This is a genomic window from Micromonospora sp. CPCC 205558 (assembly GCF_036902955.1).
Lineage (GTDB): Bacteria > Actinomycetota > Actinomycetes > Mycobacteriales > Micromonosporaceae > Micromonospora.
Map to the genome: position 1 here is coordinate 1 of NZ_JBAKHR010000001.1, position 16640 is coordinate 16640.

General features: G+C 67.6%; 15 protein-coding genes. 6 read left to right on the forward strand and 9 right to left on the reverse strand.

The window, feature by feature from the left end:
• Positions 1-400: tyrosine-type recombinase/integrase (locus V6U86_RS00005; protein WP_334496938.1), on the forward strand; the 400-nt coding region annotated here is incomplete at its 5' end.
• A gap of 224 nt (positions 401-624) precedes the next feature.
• Here V6U86_RS00005 and V6U86_RS00010 read toward each other — a convergent pair.
• A complete protein-coding gene (locus V6U86_RS00010) occupies positions 625-1503 on the reverse strand; it encodes a dihydrodipicolinate synthase family protein (protein ID WP_334496940.1) in 879 nt (292 codons plus the stop codon).
• 70 nt (positions 1504-1573) lie between these two features.
• On the opposite strand from V6U86_RS00010, the gene V6U86_RS00015 reads away from it, so the two are divergent.
• Positions 1574-2494: a LysR family transcriptional regulator gene (locus V6U86_RS00015; protein ID WP_334496942.1), complete on the forward strand. Its 921-nt coding sequence runs from the start codon at positions 1574-1576 to the stop codon at positions 2492-2494.
• Between the two features lie 121 nt (positions 2495-2615).
• Here V6U86_RS00015 and V6U86_RS00020 read toward each other — a convergent pair whose 3' ends face one another.
• Positions 2616-3254 carry a class I SAM-dependent DNA methyltransferase gene (locus V6U86_RS00020; protein ID WP_334496944.1) on the reverse strand — a complete coding sequence of 213 codons (639 nt, stop codon included), beginning with the start codon at positions 3252-3254 and terminating at the stop codon, positions 2616-2618.
• A 626-nt stretch (positions 3255-3880) separates the two neighbouring features.
• Here V6U86_RS00020 and V6U86_RS00025 point away from each other — a divergent pair.
• The 4 genes from V6U86_RS00025 (at position 3881) to V6U86_RS00040 (ending at position 7353) form a co-directional block, all read left to right on the forward strand.
• Entirely contained in the window at positions 3881-4447 is a 567-nt protein-coding gene (locus tag V6U86_RS00025) for an RNA polymerase sigma factor (RefSeq protein ID WP_334496946.1), read from the forward strand.
• Positions 4444-5526, forward strand: a complete 1083-nt coding sequence (locus V6U86_RS00030) for a hypothetical protein (protein ID WP_334496948.1) — start codon at positions 4444-4446, stop codon at positions 5524-5526. Before V6U86_RS00025 ends, V6U86_RS00030 begins: the two co-directional genes overlap by 4 nt.
• 346 nt (positions 5527-5872) lie before the next feature.
• Positions 5873-6061 (forward strand): hypothetical protein, encoded by a 189-nt coding sequence (locus V6U86_RS00035; protein WP_334496950.1) that lies wholly within the window; start codon positions 5873-5875, stop codon positions 6059-6061.
• Positions 6062-6456: 395 nt separating this feature from the next.
• Positions 6457-7353 (forward strand): hypothetical protein, encoded by an 897-nt coding sequence (locus V6U86_RS00040; RefSeq protein ID WP_334496952.1) that lies wholly within the window; start codon positions 6457-6459, stop codon positions 7351-7353.
• Between the two features lie 224 nt (positions 7354-7577).
• Here the strand turns inward: V6U86_RS00040 and V6U86_RS33320 are convergent, their stop codons facing one another.
• The 7 genes from V6U86_RS33320 to V6U86_RS00070 form a co-directional block, all read right to left on the reverse strand.
• Complete coding sequence (locus tag V6U86_RS33320) at positions 7578-7655, reverse strand: hypothetical protein (protein ID WP_442934863.1); 78 nt, start codon at positions 7653-7655, stop codon at positions 7578-7580.
• Positions 7656-7973: 318 nt separating this feature from the next.
• Entirely contained in the window at positions 7974-9638 is a 1665-nt protein-coding gene (locus V6U86_RS00045) for a hypothetical protein (RefSeq protein WP_334496954.1), read from the reverse strand.
• A 409-nt stretch (positions 9639-10047) separates the two neighbouring features.
• Complete coding sequence (locus tag V6U86_RS00050) at positions 10048-11472, reverse strand: hypothetical protein (protein ID WP_334496956.1); 1425 nt, start codon at positions 11470-11472, stop codon at positions 10048-10050.
• 503 nt (positions 11473-11975) lie between these two features.
• Positions 11976-12530, reverse strand: a complete 555-nt coding sequence (locus tag V6U86_RS00055) for a hypothetical protein (RefSeq protein ID WP_334496958.1) — start codon at positions 12528-12530, stop codon at positions 11976-11978.
• Positions 12531-13227: 697 nt separating this feature from the next.
• The gene (locus V6U86_RS00060; RefSeq protein WP_334496960.1) at positions 13228-14148 is read right to left on the reverse strand and encodes a hydroxymethylglutaryl-CoA lyase; all 921 of its coding nucleotides are present in this window, start codon (positions 14146-14148) and stop codon (positions 13228-13230) included.
• Positions 14145-14771 (reverse strand): isochorismatase family protein, encoded by a 627-nt coding sequence (locus V6U86_RS00065; RefSeq protein ID WP_334496962.1) that lies wholly within the window; start codon positions 14769-14771, stop codon positions 14145-14147. The genes V6U86_RS00060 and V6U86_RS00065 overlap by 4 nt, the downstream gene beginning before the upstream one ends.
• A complete protein-coding gene (locus tag V6U86_RS00070) occupies positions 14768-16639 on the reverse strand; it encodes a hydantoinase B/oxoprolinase family protein (RefSeq protein WP_334496964.1) in 1872 nt (623 codons plus the stop codon). Before V6U86_RS00070 ends, V6U86_RS00065 begins: the two co-directional genes overlap by 4 nt.
• Between the last annotated feature and the right edge of the window lies 1 nt (position 16640).

A 16640-nucleotide genomic window follows, 5' to 3' on the forward strand; every position in this document is an offset into this window, starting at 1 on the left:
TCGCGGCGTCTTGCTGCTGCACTGGCAGCGCACCACGACCAGCAACGGCGTGGTCGAGAAGTCTCCCAAGGGAAAGAGCAAGCGGGCGGTAGCGCTTGGGCCAGCCCTGGTAGCGGAGCTGGACGCTCACCGGACACGCCAGGACGCGGAGAAGGTCGACGCCGGAGTCGTGTACCACGATGGCGGTTACCTGTTCTGCCGGGAAGACGGGGAACCGTACTACCCGAAGTACTTCACCGACCATTGGGGGAAGGCTTGCGCCGACGCTGGTGTCCCGGTGATCTCTCTTCACGACGCGCGGCACACCTCCGCTACCAACGGCGCTGACGCTGGTGTTCCGGAGCACGTGATGCAGCGGCGGCTTGGTCACGCGGACAGCCGCTGGTCGGTCGGGTCGTGAAGGGCCGGACCACCACTGCGGCGCGACCGGGGTAGAAACCTGACTGGCAGACTCGCGTATTCATTGGAAGCGAGTTCATCCTGCCGCCTGCCGGCCGCCGCCGATGCGCATCACGGTCCGTAGTAGATGTGGCCTGACGCCGGCAGTGCGACTGGCGGGTGCGTTGCGGGGGAGCCTTGCCCCCTCTGCCGGCCGCTTACCTGGAGCGCCGTTGCATAGTCGTCCTACGTCGACGTTCTGATCTGTTCGTTTAGTTGCTTCAAGCCCCGTGCCGTGGCCGCTGGCGTGGCGGGCAGCAGCGGTGGGCGGACCGTTGGCGTGGGGATGCGTCCCTGGGCGTGTAACACCGCTTTGATGACGGATGGGTTGGGTTCGGCGAAGAGCGCTGTCGATAGCGTGGCGAGGCGGTGGCCGAGCGATCTGGCACGGGTGGTGTCCCCGGCCTGCCAGGCCCTGATCAGCGAGGCGTAGTCGTTGGTGGCGACGTGCGCTGAGGCGAGGATGCCGCCGTGTCCGCCAAGAGCGAGCAGCGCGGAGACGTAAGCGTCTTCGCCGCACAGCACCGAGTGACCCGGGGGTACGTCAGCGAGGAAGGCGAGGGTGTCGGCGTCAATGCCGCCGACAGCGTGCTTGATTCCCACCACGCCGGGCAGGCCAGCCAGCCGGCGCAGGGTCCCGACGGAGAGCGGCTGCCCGGTGCGGTAGGGGACATGGTAGGCGACCAGCGGCACGGGAGAATCCGCGGCCAGTCGGGCGAAGTGGGCGAGTACGGCATCCTCGCCGGGCCGCAGGAACGGCGGCACCAGGCAGAGCGCCGCCGTGACCTCGGGCAGTCCGCCGAGCACCCGAAGTGCGTCGAGGGTGTGCGCGCCGACCAGAAGTTGGGCCGCGCGCTCGCGGCAGACCGTCGCAACGACGTCGACCACACCTTGCTGCTCGGCGTCGGTGAGAGCGTGCGGTTCTGCGGTGGTGCCGAGGGCGACCAGGCCGGCTGCCCCACCTTCCAGGACCTGGTTGGCGAGGGCGGTCAGAGCGTCGAAGGCGACAGCACCCCGCTCGTCAAACGGGGTGATGAGTGGTACGTACAGGCCGGTCAGTGTCATGGCTCCAGCCTGCGGGTCGAGACTGTGAAGAACCAGTTCCGATTACTGACTGAATACGTAAGCTTGGCTGATGCTTGACGTCCGCCGTCTGCGCCTGCTGCGCGACCTGGCCCGCCTGGGCACCATCGCCGCCGTCGCCGAGGCGCACACCTACACGCCATCCGCCGTCTCCCAGCAGCTCGCCGCGCTGCAACGGGAAGCTGGCGTCGCGCTACTGGAACGCGCTGGCCGCCGGGTCACTCTCACCCCCACCGGGGAGGCGCTGGTCCGACACGCCGAGGTGGTCCTTGCCGCCCTGGAAGCGGCGGACGCCACGCTGGCCGCCGCCCGCGGAGGGCTCTCCGGCACGGTACGCATCGGCGCGTACCCGAGTGCCGTCCGTACCGTGTTGGCGCCGGCCCTGGTCGCGCTGGCCCTCGACCATCCCGCGCTTGACCTGATGGTCACCGAACTGGACCCGGTCGCCGTGCCCAACGCGCTGCGCGACCGTCGCCTCGACGTGGCCCTCGATCACGACTACGACATAGTGCCGGTCGATGCGGATCCGGCGCTGGACTCAACACCTCTGCTGGAAGAGACGGTCTTCCTCGCCCTGCCGACCGAACTGGAGTGCGATCTTCGAGGTGACCCGATGCACTCGGTGCGCGATGCCGAGTGGATCGCGGGTAGCCAGGGGACGCTGTGCCACTCGGTTGCCCTGCACGCCTGCGAGTTGGCCGGTTTCCGCCCGACGGTGCGCCACCACGCCGACGATTTCACCGCCGTGCTGGCCCTGGTGGCCGCCGGACAAGGCGTCGGGCTGGTGCCTCAACTCGCCGTCGGGCAACCGCCCGCGGGGGTCCGCCTCGTACCCCTCGCTATCCGGCGACGTACCCGGATCGCGTACCGGAAGGGCGCAGGAGACCACCCGGCAGTCGCCGCTTGCATCGCGGCGCTTCGCCACACCGGCCGTGACCATGGCGACGAACAGGACAGGTACGGCGGGCTGTGATCGATCAGCGAGCTTGACGGCAGGTGTCGTCAGTAGTGACTGACGGGCTGGCAGCGGTCCGGACGTGTCAGGCTGCCGCACTGTCGCGGCGTAGCGCGAGTCACCGCGGCTTCCGCCTACCTCACCGATGGGCGAAGACGAAGGCACCCTCGACGTTCGGGGCCGGGCGATGCACCATCTCCGCCTCGACGGTGAAGCCGGCAGCGCCCAGCCAGGTCGCAACCCGGGCAGGTGATCGGCGGTGTACGTAGACATTCATTGGGTGGCCGCCGTAGCCCTCCGTCTTGAGCTTGCTGCCCTCGCCAGCGTGGAAGCCCAGTAGCAGGGTTCCGCCAGGCCGCAGCACCCGAAAGAACTCGGCAATGACCGTGGGGACCTCGTCGTCGGGGACGTGGATCAGTGAGAACCACGCGAGCAGGCCGGTCAGCGAGCCGTCGGCCAGTTCGAGACCCGTCATGGAGCCGACTTCGAACCGCAGGCCGGGATGATCCCGCCGGGCCACGTCGATCATCGCCGGGGACAGGTCAATGCCGAACGCGTCCAGGCCAATGCCTTGCAAGTAGGCGGTGATCCGGCCCGGACCGCAGCCGACATCGGCGACCGGCCCGTTCCCCTGAGCGTGCACCAACTCGGCGAAGAGTGCCAGGATGCCCCGCTGGAACGGCTCGCCAGCGAGGGAGTCCCGCAGCAGGTCGGCGTAGCTGACCGCCACGGTGTCGTAGGAAGTCCGGGTGTCGTCGAGCCAACCGGGAAAGCGCATGCGGAGCACGCTAGCCCCGACTCACACGGTGGCGTCGCCCTGGGCAATGCCGCCACCGATCGGCGCAGGTGAGGTGGCCAAGGCTGTAGTCGTCATGTTCGTACAGACCAGCGGAAGGTGTCAGGGTGGTGGGGTGTGGTCACCGGCCGCGTACCGACCCAACGGCGAAAGTCGCTCGGTCACCGAATCGTCGCGCCATAAGGCAGCGAGGCTAGCAGCCGCGCGCCCGGTAGCTGGCGGTGAATGTCTGCCTGCTCGGTGAACTCACATCGGCAGATTCGGTCGTGCCGTCGGACCCGCCCGACTTGCGGCAGATCCGTACGTTGATGCGCGGCCGGCATCAGAGGTGCGCATCTGACCTCGGCCCGACGCGCGGCCGGCCGTGAAGCACGACAGGCGGTGCGTCCGGCGTCTATTCACGTCGCTCGTGGCATCATCGGACCGCGTCACGGTGGTCAGGATCGTCACCGGCACCGAGGGTCCGGGCTGCCCGGACCAGTGTATGCCAGCAGTTGGCTGAACTCGGGTTGGTGCCAAGACGCTGGTGGTCGAGGCCCGCCCGGCGAACTCCGTGGTTTTCGGATCGGGCTTGTCACGATGGGCGCTCGGCTGGACATGGAGTAGACGTGAGTTCCGAGACTGAGCACGAGGACCGCTTCCGACGCGTCTACGCGGTCAACTTCGAGCCGCTGCTGGCGTACGCGATGCGGCGCGTCGAGCAGCCTGAAGACGCGGCCGACGTGGTCGCCGAGACCTTCCTCGTCGCTTGGCGGCGCAGCCGTGACATGCCGCCGGAGGCCGAGGCCCGGCTGTGGCTGTACGGCGTGGCCCGACGGGTGCTGGCCAACCACCACCGCGGCGGAGTGCGCCGGGAGCGGCTGGGCGAACGGTTGCGGCAACGGCTCAGGGGCGCCTTCAGTGTGGACCCGGGCAGCGAGGTGCCCGAGCGGCTCGCGGTCCGCGCCGCGCTGGCCCGGCTGAGTGAGTTGGACAGGGAGGTGTTGATGCTGACCTTCTGGGAGGGGCTGGAGCCGCGCGAGGTCGCCGCGGTCCTGCGCCTGAGCTCGGCTGTGGTCCGTACCCGGCTGTCGCGTGCCCGGGCCCGGTTGCGAGATCTCGTCGGTGACGATCTCGGCCGGCCCGGACATGTACTCGATGTCATGGCCGTACGCACCCCTGAGGAGGGCAGATGACCGACGAGCAGCTCGACCAGATGGTCCGTGACGCCGACACTTACCGACCGGATGTCGTCAGGCACCTCGACGGGGTCGCGCAAAACCTCCTGGAGGAGATCATGTCCGTGCCGACCCTCGATCGCGTCGCCGAACCGCCGGAAAGGCGCCGCCGCGCGCGCCGCGGCGTGGTGCGCAGCCTCGCCGGCGCGGGCGTCGCGGCTGCCGCTCTCGTCGGTGTCCTGGCCGTCTCGATCATTAGTCCCGATCAGCCCGGCGGCCGCAGGGCGTCGCCGACCACCTCCGAGGGGACGAGAATTGTCTCCTACTCGGCGGCGGCGCTGAAGGCGGCCGAGCAGAACCCGCGGCTACTGATTGACCAGCCTGGCTGGAAGGCGACCACCGTCCAGGGGTTCACCGAGAAGCAGGGCGAGATCGTGTTCAGCAACGGCGGACGGCAGTTGCAGATGAACTGGTACCCGGCTGACCAGTACGACGACTACCACAACGACCGGCTAAGGGGCAGCAAGCCGGAGGCGGTGAAGGTCGACGGCCGGCAGGGCGACCTGTTCCGGTACAGCGCGAGCGACTTCGCCGTCATACTCGCGCCCCGCAACGGTTCCTTCGTCGAACTGCGTACCGGGAGCGCCTGGACGCGTAGCGAATTCGATCGGATTCTCGTCGACGTGGTCCACGTCGACGTCCGTACGTGGCTGGCCGCACTCCCGGCAGAAATCGTCACCCCGCAGCGGGTGAACGAGCGGGCGGCCAAGATACTCGCCGACGTGCCGCTTCCTCCGGGTTTCGACACCGCCACGCTGAACGACCTCAGTATCAACGACCCCTATCAGTTCGGCGTCAGGGTGACCAGCCAGATTGGCTGCGGGTGGATTGCCGAATGGCTGCGCGCGAAGAAGGCCGGCGACGAAGCCGCCCTCAAGCGAGCCGCCGACGCGTTGCGTAGCAGCCACAACTGGAAGGTGTTACACCAGATAAACGACAAGGGCGACTGGCCGGAGGCATTCTGGGAGACCGCCGACACGGTGGCCGCCGGAAACACGCCGCGCGGCGGGTACGGGCAGACCCTGGGCTGCGAGTAGCCGTCCCGGACCGGCCGAGCAACTCTCGGGCTGGGCGCTCAGGATCAGCGGATCCTCAGCGCCCAGCGCCCGCTCTGCGTCACATCGCCCTTGAAGGCAGCAGCGGCGGGAATGAAACGGCTCGGGTGAAGCCGCACCCGGCTTGCCACGGATCTCTGCGCCGAACCCAGCCGGCCACGTTGCGCCCAGGTGACCGAATGAGCGACACGGCGACGGAGTTCATCGAGGCGTTGGCTCGCCCTGCCGCGTTGGCTCGCCCTGCCAATCTTGGGCGGCGGTGGTCGCTCTCGCGGTTGCGGTTGCGGCGCGGTGGCCATCCTCCTGGTCACGGCTACGTTCCGGCCTGGTGTTGCTCGGTGTGCCGGTCCTTGTCGGCCTGTACCTGGCCGCGCGCCGCCGGGTGGTCGACATGCTGCGCGAGCGGGCCCGGCGGGCCGAGGCCGACCGGTACGCGGCGGCCGACCTCGACGCCGAACCACAGGACGACACCATCACGCTGGCCACGCAGCTCCGTAAGAGCCTGGACGAGAATTGACCCTCCCCGTCAGGTCGCCCCGCGTACTTTTGCTACCTGGATCGGTGCCCGCCACGTCGAGCCACGCACCACCATGCGCTATGACCGCACCCGCAAGAACCTCGACCGGCACCCCAACTAACCTCCTAGCTGCCTACATGGCCTCCGGGAACATGACCAGCCGCTAGCGGCCTCGACGGCGACGGTGGCTATCCTGCAGCGATGCTGACGCAGCGCCTGGCGGTGATCTGGTGACGACGTACCGTCGTCGCGGGCATTGGCGAACAACTTCGGGCGGTACCCGGCACTGGGTAGCCACCCACAACGTGAGCCGCTCGTCGGCCCGGTCCTCCGCGCCGCCTCGGCGGACCTACCCGAGACCAACATCATCATCATCAACACCGTCGAGCAGTGCGGTGGGGTGGATCAGCCCGAACGCCCGCTGCCCCCTCTGCGGTGCGCCGGTCTACTTCTACGCCAACGAGCACGGCAGCCGCGTCTTCTTCGATGAACTGGGACCGCCGTGGCCCAAGCATCCGTGCACCGACAATCCCACCCGCCATGTGACCGCGACGGGTGGTCGCCAGGCACCGAGCCCCCGTGACTTCAGCATCGCGCAGCGACCGAGCGATATGCGCGATCGCCGATGGAAGCCTTACGTGGTCAAGGGCATCACGATCGAGGACGGTCAACCGCGGATCACTCTTCGGCCGCTCAACGGGACCGGACGAGAAACCTCTTGGACAGTCTCGGAGCTGTTGCCCCTACGAGCGCATGACCTTGTCTTCCTGAGGGCCGACCAGATGTCCTATTTCGACAGAAACGCGTGCGAACCCGCGGTCGCCGAAAATGCCAGGCGTGCCGATGCGATCGCTCAAAAGTTGATCACTGAACGGGATAAGGAGCACGTTCTGGCGACGCTTGCCGCGCGAGTCGACGCAGGCGAGATGGCACTCGACGAGATGACCGATGCAACCGTCGCCGTCCACGCCGCTCGAACCCGCGGCGAGCTCGCTGACGCACTCAAGATCAGAGTCACCGACCTGAAGGTCGCGCCACCTCGCCCCGGCGACCTGTGGCTGCTCGCGGTCGCGTTCGTGCTCATGGTCGGAGCGACCAGCGCCGCCGAAGGCGGGCGTAGCTTCCTGATGATGCTTCCCGGCTTGCTGCTCATAGCGACGGCCGTCTACCGTCTCAACCCGGACATGGAGCGTGGGCCGAGGGTCCTTCTTGCCCTTGTAGCAGCCTTGGTGGCGATCTGTCCCGCCGGAGTGCTCGGCGGTGCGATCCAGGTCGAAATCCTTCATCGCTGACCATGGTCAGGAAGCACGTGAGTCGCGATTCGCGACACGACGAATTGCCGCGATCTCATCGATCGAGCTGCTCAATTTGGTGATCTTGACGATGTCGCCGGTCTTCGAGGCCTGAATGGTGAGTCCTTAGCCGAGGTACATGCCGACGTGGCGGGGGTTGGCCATGGTGCCGTGCCTGCCGGGGGTGAATACGAGGTCGCCGGGCAGCGGAAGCGTCGCGTCGTTCACCGCCTTTCCAGCATCGACTTGGTTGGTGGTGACCGCGGGATGGAGATGCCGGCTGACCGGTACGCCGACTGCATCAGCGAGGAGCAGTCGCGTTGTTTGTCGGGGTCGCCGGAGTGCGGGTCGGTGCAGGAGCCGCCGAAGAGCGGGCGCGGTCAGACCTGGCGGGTCTGTGAGGGAACCCCTTCTACCCCCGAAAACCCCGCCCAATCGTTGACGAAGGGTGACAAGGAGTGATGAGCGCCTGGCGGTGTCTCTGCAGCTCAGCAACCACTTCTGGCAAGCAGCAGCGGTTTGACCTCGGCCCAGAGTTCGTCCGAGACGATCCACGGCGGCTGCTCACCCTCCTCGCGTTCAGGCAGAACGATCCTCGTATCCCGAGGACGCGCCCAACATCACTTTGTGTTGGTGTCGATGGTGTAAACCACGTCTGGCCCGACGTCGTGGCGGGTGATTCCGGGTACGTCGGGGATGTTAAGCAGTGGCTCGTATGGGGTGCCTTGGACCCGGTTGCGCAGCAGGACGACGCTGCGGATGCCGAGCTGGTGCAACCGATCCATGGCCGGCTCGCTGGGGAAGGTCGTCATGACGTCGCGGATCGCCTGACGGTTGGGTGTGGTGTAGCTGGCCGCACCGTTGACCATGGCGGGAAAACCGTCGGTCGACCAGAGTAGGACGTTGAGGTCACTGCCGTCGTCGGACGGCAATACCATGATCGGAGCGTGCGCGGAGGCTAGCGCCATCGCGGCCGGTTTGGCCGGGGTTTGGGGGTGGTTCAGGTCAGGCAGGCCCTCAGCTAGCACGAGGACCAGCAACGGAACGGTCAGTAGCCGTGCCGCTCCCACCGACCATTCCGGCTTGGCGCCCCTGCGAGCCACCTCGGCCAGGTGGGAAACCAGGCCGGCCGCGAGGATGGCCAGGCAGAGAGTGGGCCACAAGATCAACCGGCCTGGTGTACGGGATCCATCGAACCCGGGCACGTAAAGATAGAGCAGGCGGTAGATCGGCCCGTTCGTGCCCAGCGCGAACAACACTCCGACGACCACCCCAGACAGCAGCAGAAGCCGCTGCAGCGGTGACCAGCGGGACACGAACAGGCCGGCGAAGGCCAGGAGATACAGTGCGTACCCGCACAGCAGCACTTTCTCATTCGATATGGCACCAAGAGCGGTGCGGGCGTCGTTGTGCAGGTCGCCCCAGGGCAGCGAGGACTGCGGCGCCACGAGAAGTCCGCGCAGTGTCGGGGAGAAGTACGCGACGTAGTCCCAGTCCCGGGTGACATGTGGGTTGAGCTCGCGCACGTGTTGGTACTGGTACGCGAAGTATCCGGTCACCGCGGTGAAGACCAGCCCGCCGATCAGATCACCGACGATCAGCCGGCGGCCAAGGCGTGGGCGGTGGATCAGCCAGGCTGTCAGTGTGATCAGGCAGAGGGCGGCGAGGACGTATACGAATCCCAGCCCCACGCCGAAGCCTAGGCTGACCTGCCAGGCCGCGACCAACCAGCCAGCGAACGCCCAGCCCGGCCGGACCCGTTCGGCAAGGTAGCCGCGGGTGAACGAGAGTCCGTGGCCGCGCAACAGCATCGCCAGGGCCAGAGTGATACCACCGGTGGAGAGAATGTTCAAATGGCCGTCGTGGCCGTAGCGCCAGGGCGCGTAGGCGAGGGCGGCCCCGGCTACCGCGGCGGCGACCTTATTCGCGCCAAGTTGGCGCAGGAGCGCGTAGCCGCCGAGGAAGGCGAGCGCGAAAGCCAGCACGAACAGGATGTTGTAGCGCAGCACGGCGCCGACTACACCGCTGCCTATCAGCCCTGCCGGGGCATAGCCGAGCAGGCTGTCGTTCAGGGCTAGGCCGTACTTGTCGGGATAGAAAGCGTTGGTGTCCCACAGGCCACGCAGGCCGTGGGTGAGAGCGTGGCCACCCCATCCCACCAGCCATGCTTGGGCCGTCGGGTCACCCGCGTCACCGACGATGGTGTGGGCCGGGTCGGCGATCGGCACAGTCTTGGCGCCGGCAGTCAGCACGCGAAGCGCGTACGGCGGAATCAGCCAGATCATCGCGACAGCGAGGAACACCGAACCGAGGCCCGCGATGCTCAGTTCCCGCCGATGGGCCCCACGTGTCAGCCAATCCCTCGTGCCTCGACTGGCACGCGCGAGTCGGCCATTTTGTCCATGCTCGCTGGGAGCGACGGCTGATGCGGGGCCTCCTGCCGGTGGCTCTACCTGCGTCATCACATTTACCCTCACGTTTGGGCCGCCGCAGTAAATCATGATCAGGGCGGCGCATAGAGTCAAGACCTCGATCAATGTCGATCCGGTAGCCGGGCCTGACGCTGTTTGTCAAAGGCGTCTTGTCACGCAGGAGTCGCAATCGGTGCAGCGGCGCATCTTGCCGCTGTCTAAACAGGACGGTGCTGCAGGCCCTCGCCCGGGTTCCGGACCCACGGGACGCCGGCGGCCGGATTCATCCGCCGCCGGCACTGCTCTCGTCGACGCTGATCCGGCCGGTCGCGTCGCACACCGCCAGACCGAGGTCGTACATGCCGAAGAACACGTCGTAGTGATCGGGAGCCCACCGGCGGAAGTGCTCGAGCAGGACAGTCCCCTCGTTGTCCACGTGGAACGACCACTGCTGGGTGCCGATCGACAGCAGCGCGGTGTCGGCCAACCGGACGGCGTCGATCTGCCCCTCGATCGGCCCGATCGTCGCGACCACGTGGCGCCGCGCGGCGATCAGGTCGGGGCGGGCGCCGGTCGGCCACGGCACGCCGGCCCCGTGCTCCGCGTCGAACACCCGCACGGCGACGACGCCGGGGGAGAAGGGCCCGGGCCAGAAGGCATCGGTCCACTCGTACGTCTGCCGCCGGCCGAGGGCGACGCCGCCGACCACGTGGCCATTGACGGTGGTCTGATCCTTGGTCAGCGGCGGCTCGATCGGCACGACGGCGGGCCGGCGCTGCTGGGGTGTGAAGTACTCCCGCCGGGTGGTGCCCTGCGCCGGCGTCCGGACCACCAGGCCCAGCGCCTGCGACGCCGGCTCGAACATCGGGTCGGCCGAGGTGAGCCGCGCCCAGCACCGGCGCAGCACTGCGTTGCCCCCGGTCGTGGCGGCCAGCGCCGACAGCTGCGGCGGTAGCATCGCGGCGACCATCGCGGCGGCGAACTTCCTGCCGTCGGCGGCCGCGTGGGCCTCCAGCTGGATCAGCGCCTCGACCACCCGCAGGCAGGTCGCGTACGGGTTGTCCAGCAGATCGTGGGCCAGCGCGGTGGCGACCTGCTCCGGGGTCTTGCCGCCGATCAGCGCGGTCACCTGGGCGGTCAGCGCCGAGGGCGGCTCCGGCCGGGCCTCCCGCTCCGGTACCCGCACCGGCGTGATCGCGGTCGGGCCGACGAGGTCACCGGCCGGCACCGTGGTCGGGTCGGGCACCAGCAGGTTGCCGGCCGGCACCTGCTGAATCTTGTCGAGGAACACCAGCCAGCCGGTGGCCGACCGTTGCATCGGGAGCGGGAAGAGTGTGCCGGTCCGCCATTCCAGCACGTACCTCTCCTGCGCGCTGACGGTAGTCGCGCACACCTGCGCCAGCGCCCTCGCCAGGCTGGAGCGGTCCGGCACGGCCTTGAACGAGCTGTCGGCGGGCAGCTTGGCGGTCAGCGGAACGATCACGGTCTCGAGGAACCGCTCGGCCAGCCCGGTCATCGTCGCTTGTGGGCCGACCAGCGCGTGGGCCCGGGTCTCCGCGGCGGCACCGAATGGCAGCCCGGACCCCTGCGGCGGGTTCGGCGTGGCCGGCGGCAGGCCGAGAACCAGCCCCGGCTCGTTCAACTCGACCGGCCAGAACCGCACATTGCGTTCGGCTTCGCTCAGCTTCGCCAATCGCTCCGCCTCCACTCGCACAGCGGTGTCCAGCGCTCGCCTTGTGACAGAGCGTAGACGCAGGGGACGCTGCGGAGATAGGTCGCCGCAAGCCCTGTCGGGCACCCGACGGGGCGCTGGCGATGGTTGGTCACGCGACGCGGCAAGCCGCGACTTCATCCGCCGGCGCCGTCGCGGGAGGCTTCCAGAAACGCTCGGGCTTCCTCGCTGCTCCACGACGTGCCTTGCGGCTACGGATCGGTGGGAGCTTCACCAAGGTCGCGACATTCGTGCGACCAGTTCCTCCACTTCGGCCTGGGAGAGTGCCGAGCGGAGGACGGCGCGGATTCCCTTGATGGTGCGAGCCGCGGGGAGGATGCCGACTGGCAGGGCCTGCCCGGTCAAGGTCCACCTCGACCGGGCAGGCCCCACTCACTCCACACTGCGCGGACGAAGCCGACGGGATGGCTGGCCGTCCAGCGCCAGGCGACCCTCTTCACCGAGTTACGAACCGCCCATAGCGTCGGACGTAAGCCAGATCAGGGAAACGTGATTGGCAGCGCAGGATATATCTTTCGGCCATTGTCGTGTACGCAATCCAACAAATCTACGCGCCTGCTCGTCGGAACAGCCTCCACCAGATCCTGAGAATTCTTCTCTTGACCGGTTACTCTGATTCCTTTGTCGGTGAGGCATTGTTGAATGGCCTTCATCAGCTCAGGCGCCATGATAGCGGGGTTATCTTCCTTGTAGCCGGCCTCCGCAGCGTTCAGGTGGGTCGCACGACACGCGTGCGCGATCTCGAAGACCTTGTCTCCCGGTACGGTCTTGGCCCGGTATGTCAAGATAAACTCTTGACCATTGACGGGATTCCAACCCCGGTTTACCAACTCAACCTGAGACTTGGCCATGCACTCCTCGGTGCGGCGCACGGCTTCCTCGTAGTCGGCATTGGTGAACTTCTTGGCGGTGGAGTCAGAGTCACCATCGGATGCACGTGACGTTGCAGTCGGCCGGGTCTCGCCGCCACTATCGTCCGGCGACTGGCCAGCGCTCGTCCCAGACGAGCAGCTGGCCAGCCCGAAGGACAGCACGATGGCGAGGCTGGAGATTGCCCTCAACGCATGAAACTTTCGCAGGCTAGTTAGTGGCTCTGTCCCCAGGAATCACTGGACTGGGACTTGTGGTATACGTGCCACATGCCGGGAGTGCTGTTGGAGATGAACCCCGCCTTGCTTCCCTCCCAGTACTCGTTGATGTTGTCAGGATTGAAGTAGATCCTGAGCCAGGCGTGACCGCTGCAGCTGCCCGAGTCCTTGCTCGTCCAAGCGTAATTGTGGTAGGAGCTCACTCCACCGGAGTAGCTACAACCACTGCGCTGCTTCGACCAGTGGCCTTCGTGGGCCAAGGCGGGCTGGGCAACGAAAGTGCTTCCAATGCCGGCGAATGCCAGGACTAATGCCGTGTTTTTGGCAGCCTTACTCAACTTGGTCACAAACTCTCCCCGCTAATCGATTCACGATGCTCGGAAGTGGCGGCATGGAGCCGCATCCTCCAGCGAGCGAATCACGAGGAGCCTGCCATGGTGGCCGATAGGTGTCAATATCGACTTCCGGTGATCCGCCGCATCGTCCTGATGGGTCCAGCGCGCCGCCTGACACCAGCACAGGTGGCAGAAGTTCGGGCGTGACTGGTGGTCCCTCGGTTGGTGCCAGAAGACCGAAGGACCCTGGACCGGTAGTCAAGCGAAGCTCGCCATCCTCAACCTCGTCGTCGGCACCATGGTTGGTGTCATCGGTCTTTCGGGTCAGGCTCAGGCGGGAAACCACCGGCCCGGAGCAGAGCGCCTGGAAGCCGATTGCCGAGTCGCCGCTCCAACCAGGAGACGGCCGAGGTGATTTCCTCCAGGTCCAGGCCGGTGGGCAGCCCCATCCGGTCGAAGAGGTAGACGAGATCCTCGGTGGCGACGTTTCCGGTCGCAGCCGGTGCGAACGGGCAACCGCCTGTCCCGCCGATGCTGGCGTCGAGGGTGGTGACGCCCGCCTGGACCGCCGCGACCGCGTTGGCCACGCCGGTGTGCCGGGTGTCGTGCAGGTGCAGCCGCAGCGGTGTGCGGGAGTCCGTGACCTCCCGGGCGAGCGCCAGTCGGTCGGTGACATCGGAGGGTACGGCCACTCCGATGGTGTCGGCCAGGGCCAGCTCATCGGGACCCGCGTCCCGCACCCGGGTGAGCACCTCCCGCAGCCGGCCCAGCGGGACCTCACCCTCGAACGGGCATCCGAACGAGGCGCCGATGGTCACCGTCGTGAACACCCCCGCCTCGCGAGCCGCCCGCACCAACGCCGCCGCCGTGTCACAGGCCTGGGCCGTGGTCATGCCCTGGTTGCGGCCACAGAAGGTGTCCGTGGCCACGACGACGACGTTGATCTCGTCGACGCCTGCGGTCAGGGCCCGGTCCAGGCCGCGGCGGTTCATCACCAGGCCCGCGTACCGGATGCCGTCGTGGCGGGGGAGCGCGGCCATCAGCTCGTCCGCGTCGGCCATCTGCGGTACGCGGGCGGGGTTGACGAAGCTGGTCACCTCCACTCGCCGAGCTCCCGCCCGTACCGTCCGCTCGATCAGCTCGATCTTGTCGGCGGTGCTGAGCAGGGTCGCCTCGTTCTGCAGGCCGTCGCGGGGTGAGACTTCGACGATGTCGACCATGACCGTCATCGCTCCTCCGACAGGTACGCGACGGCCCTGGCCTCGCTGACCACCTCTGCGTACTTGGCTTGCAGGTCGTACAGGCTCGCCTCGTGCGGTCCGTCGGCGCGGTCCGCCACCGCCTCCCGGACGACCAGCGGGACGAGACCGTGCTGGATCGCGTCCACCGCCGTGGCCCGGACACAACCGCTCGTGCTCACGCCGACGAGCACGACGGTGTCGATGCGTTGCGCGCGCAGGGTGGACGCCAACGATGTGCCGAAGAAGGCGCTTGCGTACTGCTTGACCAGCACCAGTTCATCCTCGGCGGGGTAGACCTGCGGCATCAGCTCACCCATCGCGCCACCGCCGGAGAAGAGCTGCCGAAGGGCGGTGACCTTCCGGACGAACAGCCCTCCGTCGACACCGCCGGGCCCGTACGCGACGCGGGTGTGCAGCACGGGAAGCCGGTGATCACGGGCTGCGGCAATGACCCGGCCAGCCGACTGCAGGCAGTCCTCGGACGGCAGGCACAGTGGACTGGCCGGGTCGAAGTAGGCCCGCATCAGGTCGATGACGAGCACGGCGGGACGGGCGCCGGGCGGGAGCGCGCCCCCGAATCCGTCGTCGCTGCTGTCCGGCACGGGGGTCATCGGGCGACAGGGGGGCGAGGAGCGGGAAGACCGGTCTCCTCCAGGCACCGGTCCAGGATGGTTTCCATCGGCGGTCCCATGTCGAACGTGGGCAGCGGTTCCGGACGTCCCTGGCGCAGCTCGGCCCGTACCTCCTCGGTGGCCGCGACGTCGACGGTGCCGGCCTCGTCGCAGATCACGCCGAAGCGGCGGGCCCCCGTGGGGCTGACCAGGCCTCGGCGGACCTCGAGGCCGACGAGTTCCGGGTCGCGGGCGAGCGGGTCGCCCCACCCGCCGCCACCCCAGGTGACGAAGTGCAGCACGTCCCCGGGAGCTACGGGCACGTCGTGCACCTTGCTGCCCAGGATCTCGGTGTCGCCGTCGGCGCGTTCGAGCCACTTGCGGCCCCGGGCACCGGGCTCGCCGCCGTTGACCCCCCACGGATAGGTGAGCCAGCGGTCGTCGTGGATCGCGATCGTGCCGGCCTCCAGGAACCGGTAGGCCACGTCGACGCCGTTCCCGCCGCGGTGGAGCCCGGCGCCACCGGTGTCCGCGATGGTCTCCCAGCGTTCGATCCGCAGCGGGTAGTAGGACTCCAGGTACTCGCAGGGGATGTTGACGAACGACGGCCACAGCGAGTGGCCGTCCGGGCCGTCGCCCACCGGCCGGCCGGGAATCCCGCCGAATCCGATCGAGTACAGCTGGAACCATTCGCCCTTGCGCTCACCCGGCCCGTAGGTGCCCGAATACATGAAGTGCGGTGATGACGAGAAGCCGGCGGCGTTGAGCAGCCCGGGGTTCGTCTGACCGAGCAGGCCGCCGAACAGGTCGAAGACGCGGCCGATGCCGTGGTTGCGGGCGTTGAGGGCGGCGGGGTACGCGGGCTTCCAGAACGAGTCGTCGGGGATCGTGACGTCGACCAGCGGGTAGAAGCCGTCGTTCCAGAGGATCTGCGGATCGGCGACGGTGATCATGTAGATGCCGAAGAACATCCGGACGAGGTTCTCGTTGATGTAGTAGTTGATCGGACCCTGCGCCTGGGGGCTGCTGCCGGTGAAGTCCAGCAGGACCTTGTCACCGGTACGGGTCAGGCTGAGTTTGAGCTCGTAGGGGCCGTAGCCGAGGCCGTCGTCGCAGATGTAGTCGGTGAACGACAGCGTCTCGCCGTCCTTGAACACCGCCGCGAGCAGGACCTTCATCGCCCGGTAGTTGCGGTCCAGGAGTTGGTCGAGCGCCGAGTTGTAGGTGTCCACCCCGAACCGGGCGCACATTTCCTGGACCCGACGGGCAGCGGTCCGGCACGCCGCGACGATGCCGTTGAGGTCGGCGCGGTTCCAGTCGGGCTTCCGCACCTGGTTGAGGATGATCCGCAGGGCGTCGTCGGCGAGCACGCCCTTGCGGTACAGCTTGAAGGGCGGGATCACCACGCCCTCCTCGAAGATGGTGCGGGCATCTGTCGGCATCGACGCCGGTGTCTTGCCGCCGACGTCCGACATGTGCCCGAACATCGCCGCCCAGCCCACGATGCGGCCGTCGAAGAAGATCGGCAGCACCACGAGCCAGTCGTTCGCGTGGCTGATCGCCGCACCGCAGGAGTACGGGTCCGACGTCAGCAGGACGTCGCCCTCCTCGATGTCGCCGTCGAAGTTTTCCAGGAAGTCGGGGATGGACAGCCCGAACTGTCCCACCATCATTTTTCCGTGTCGGTTGGCGATCAGCGGAAACTCGTCGTGCTGTTCACGGATCCCCGGCGACAGCGCGGTCCGGAAGAGCACCTCGTCCATCTCGTAGCGGGCGTTGCGCAGTCCGTTCTCGATCAGGTCGATGGTGACCAGGTCGACGTCCACGGAGCGAAGTGGTCCGGTAGCGGTCTCGATGAGGCGTGCCATG

Excerpts from the sequence above, each read along its gene's own strand:
- V6U86_RS00010 (WP_334496940.1), bottom strand. The coding sequence starts at position 1,503 with ATGACACTGACCGGCCTGTACGTACCACTCATCACCCCGTTTGACGAG.
- V6U86_RS00030 (WP_334496948.1), top strand. The coding sequence starts at position 4,444 with ATGACCGACGAGCAGCTCGACCAGATGGTCCGTGACGCCGACACTTAC.
- V6U86_RS00045 (WP_334496954.1), bottom strand. The coding sequence starts at position 9,638 with ATGATCTGGCTGATTCCGCCGTACGCGCTTCGCGTGCTGACTGCCGGC.
- V6U86_RS00060 (WP_334496960.1), bottom strand. The coding sequence starts at position 14,148 with ATGACGGTCATGGTCGACATCGTCGAAGTCTCACCCCGCGACGGCCTG.
- V6U86_RS00065 (WP_334496962.1), bottom strand. The coding sequence starts at position 14,771 with ATGACCCCCGTGCCGGACAGCAGCGACGACGGATTCGGGGGCGCGCTC.
- V6U86_RS00070 (WP_334496964.1), bottom strand. The coding sequence starts at position 16,639 with ATGGCACGCCTCATCGAGACCGCTACCGGACCACTTCGCTCCGTGGAC.
- V6U86_RS00015 (WP_334496942.1), top strand. The coding sequence starts at position 1,574 with ATGCTTGACGTCCGCCGTCTGCGCCTGCTGCGCGACCTGGCCCGCCTG.
- V6U86_RS33320 (WP_442934863.1), bottom strand. The coding sequence starts at position 7,655 with ATGCAGTCGGCGTACCGGTCAGCCGGCATCTCCATCCCGCGGTCACCA.
- V6U86_RS00020 (WP_334496944.1), bottom strand. The coding sequence starts at position 3,254 with ATGCGCTTTCCCGGTTGGCTCGACGACACCCGGACTTCCTACGACACC.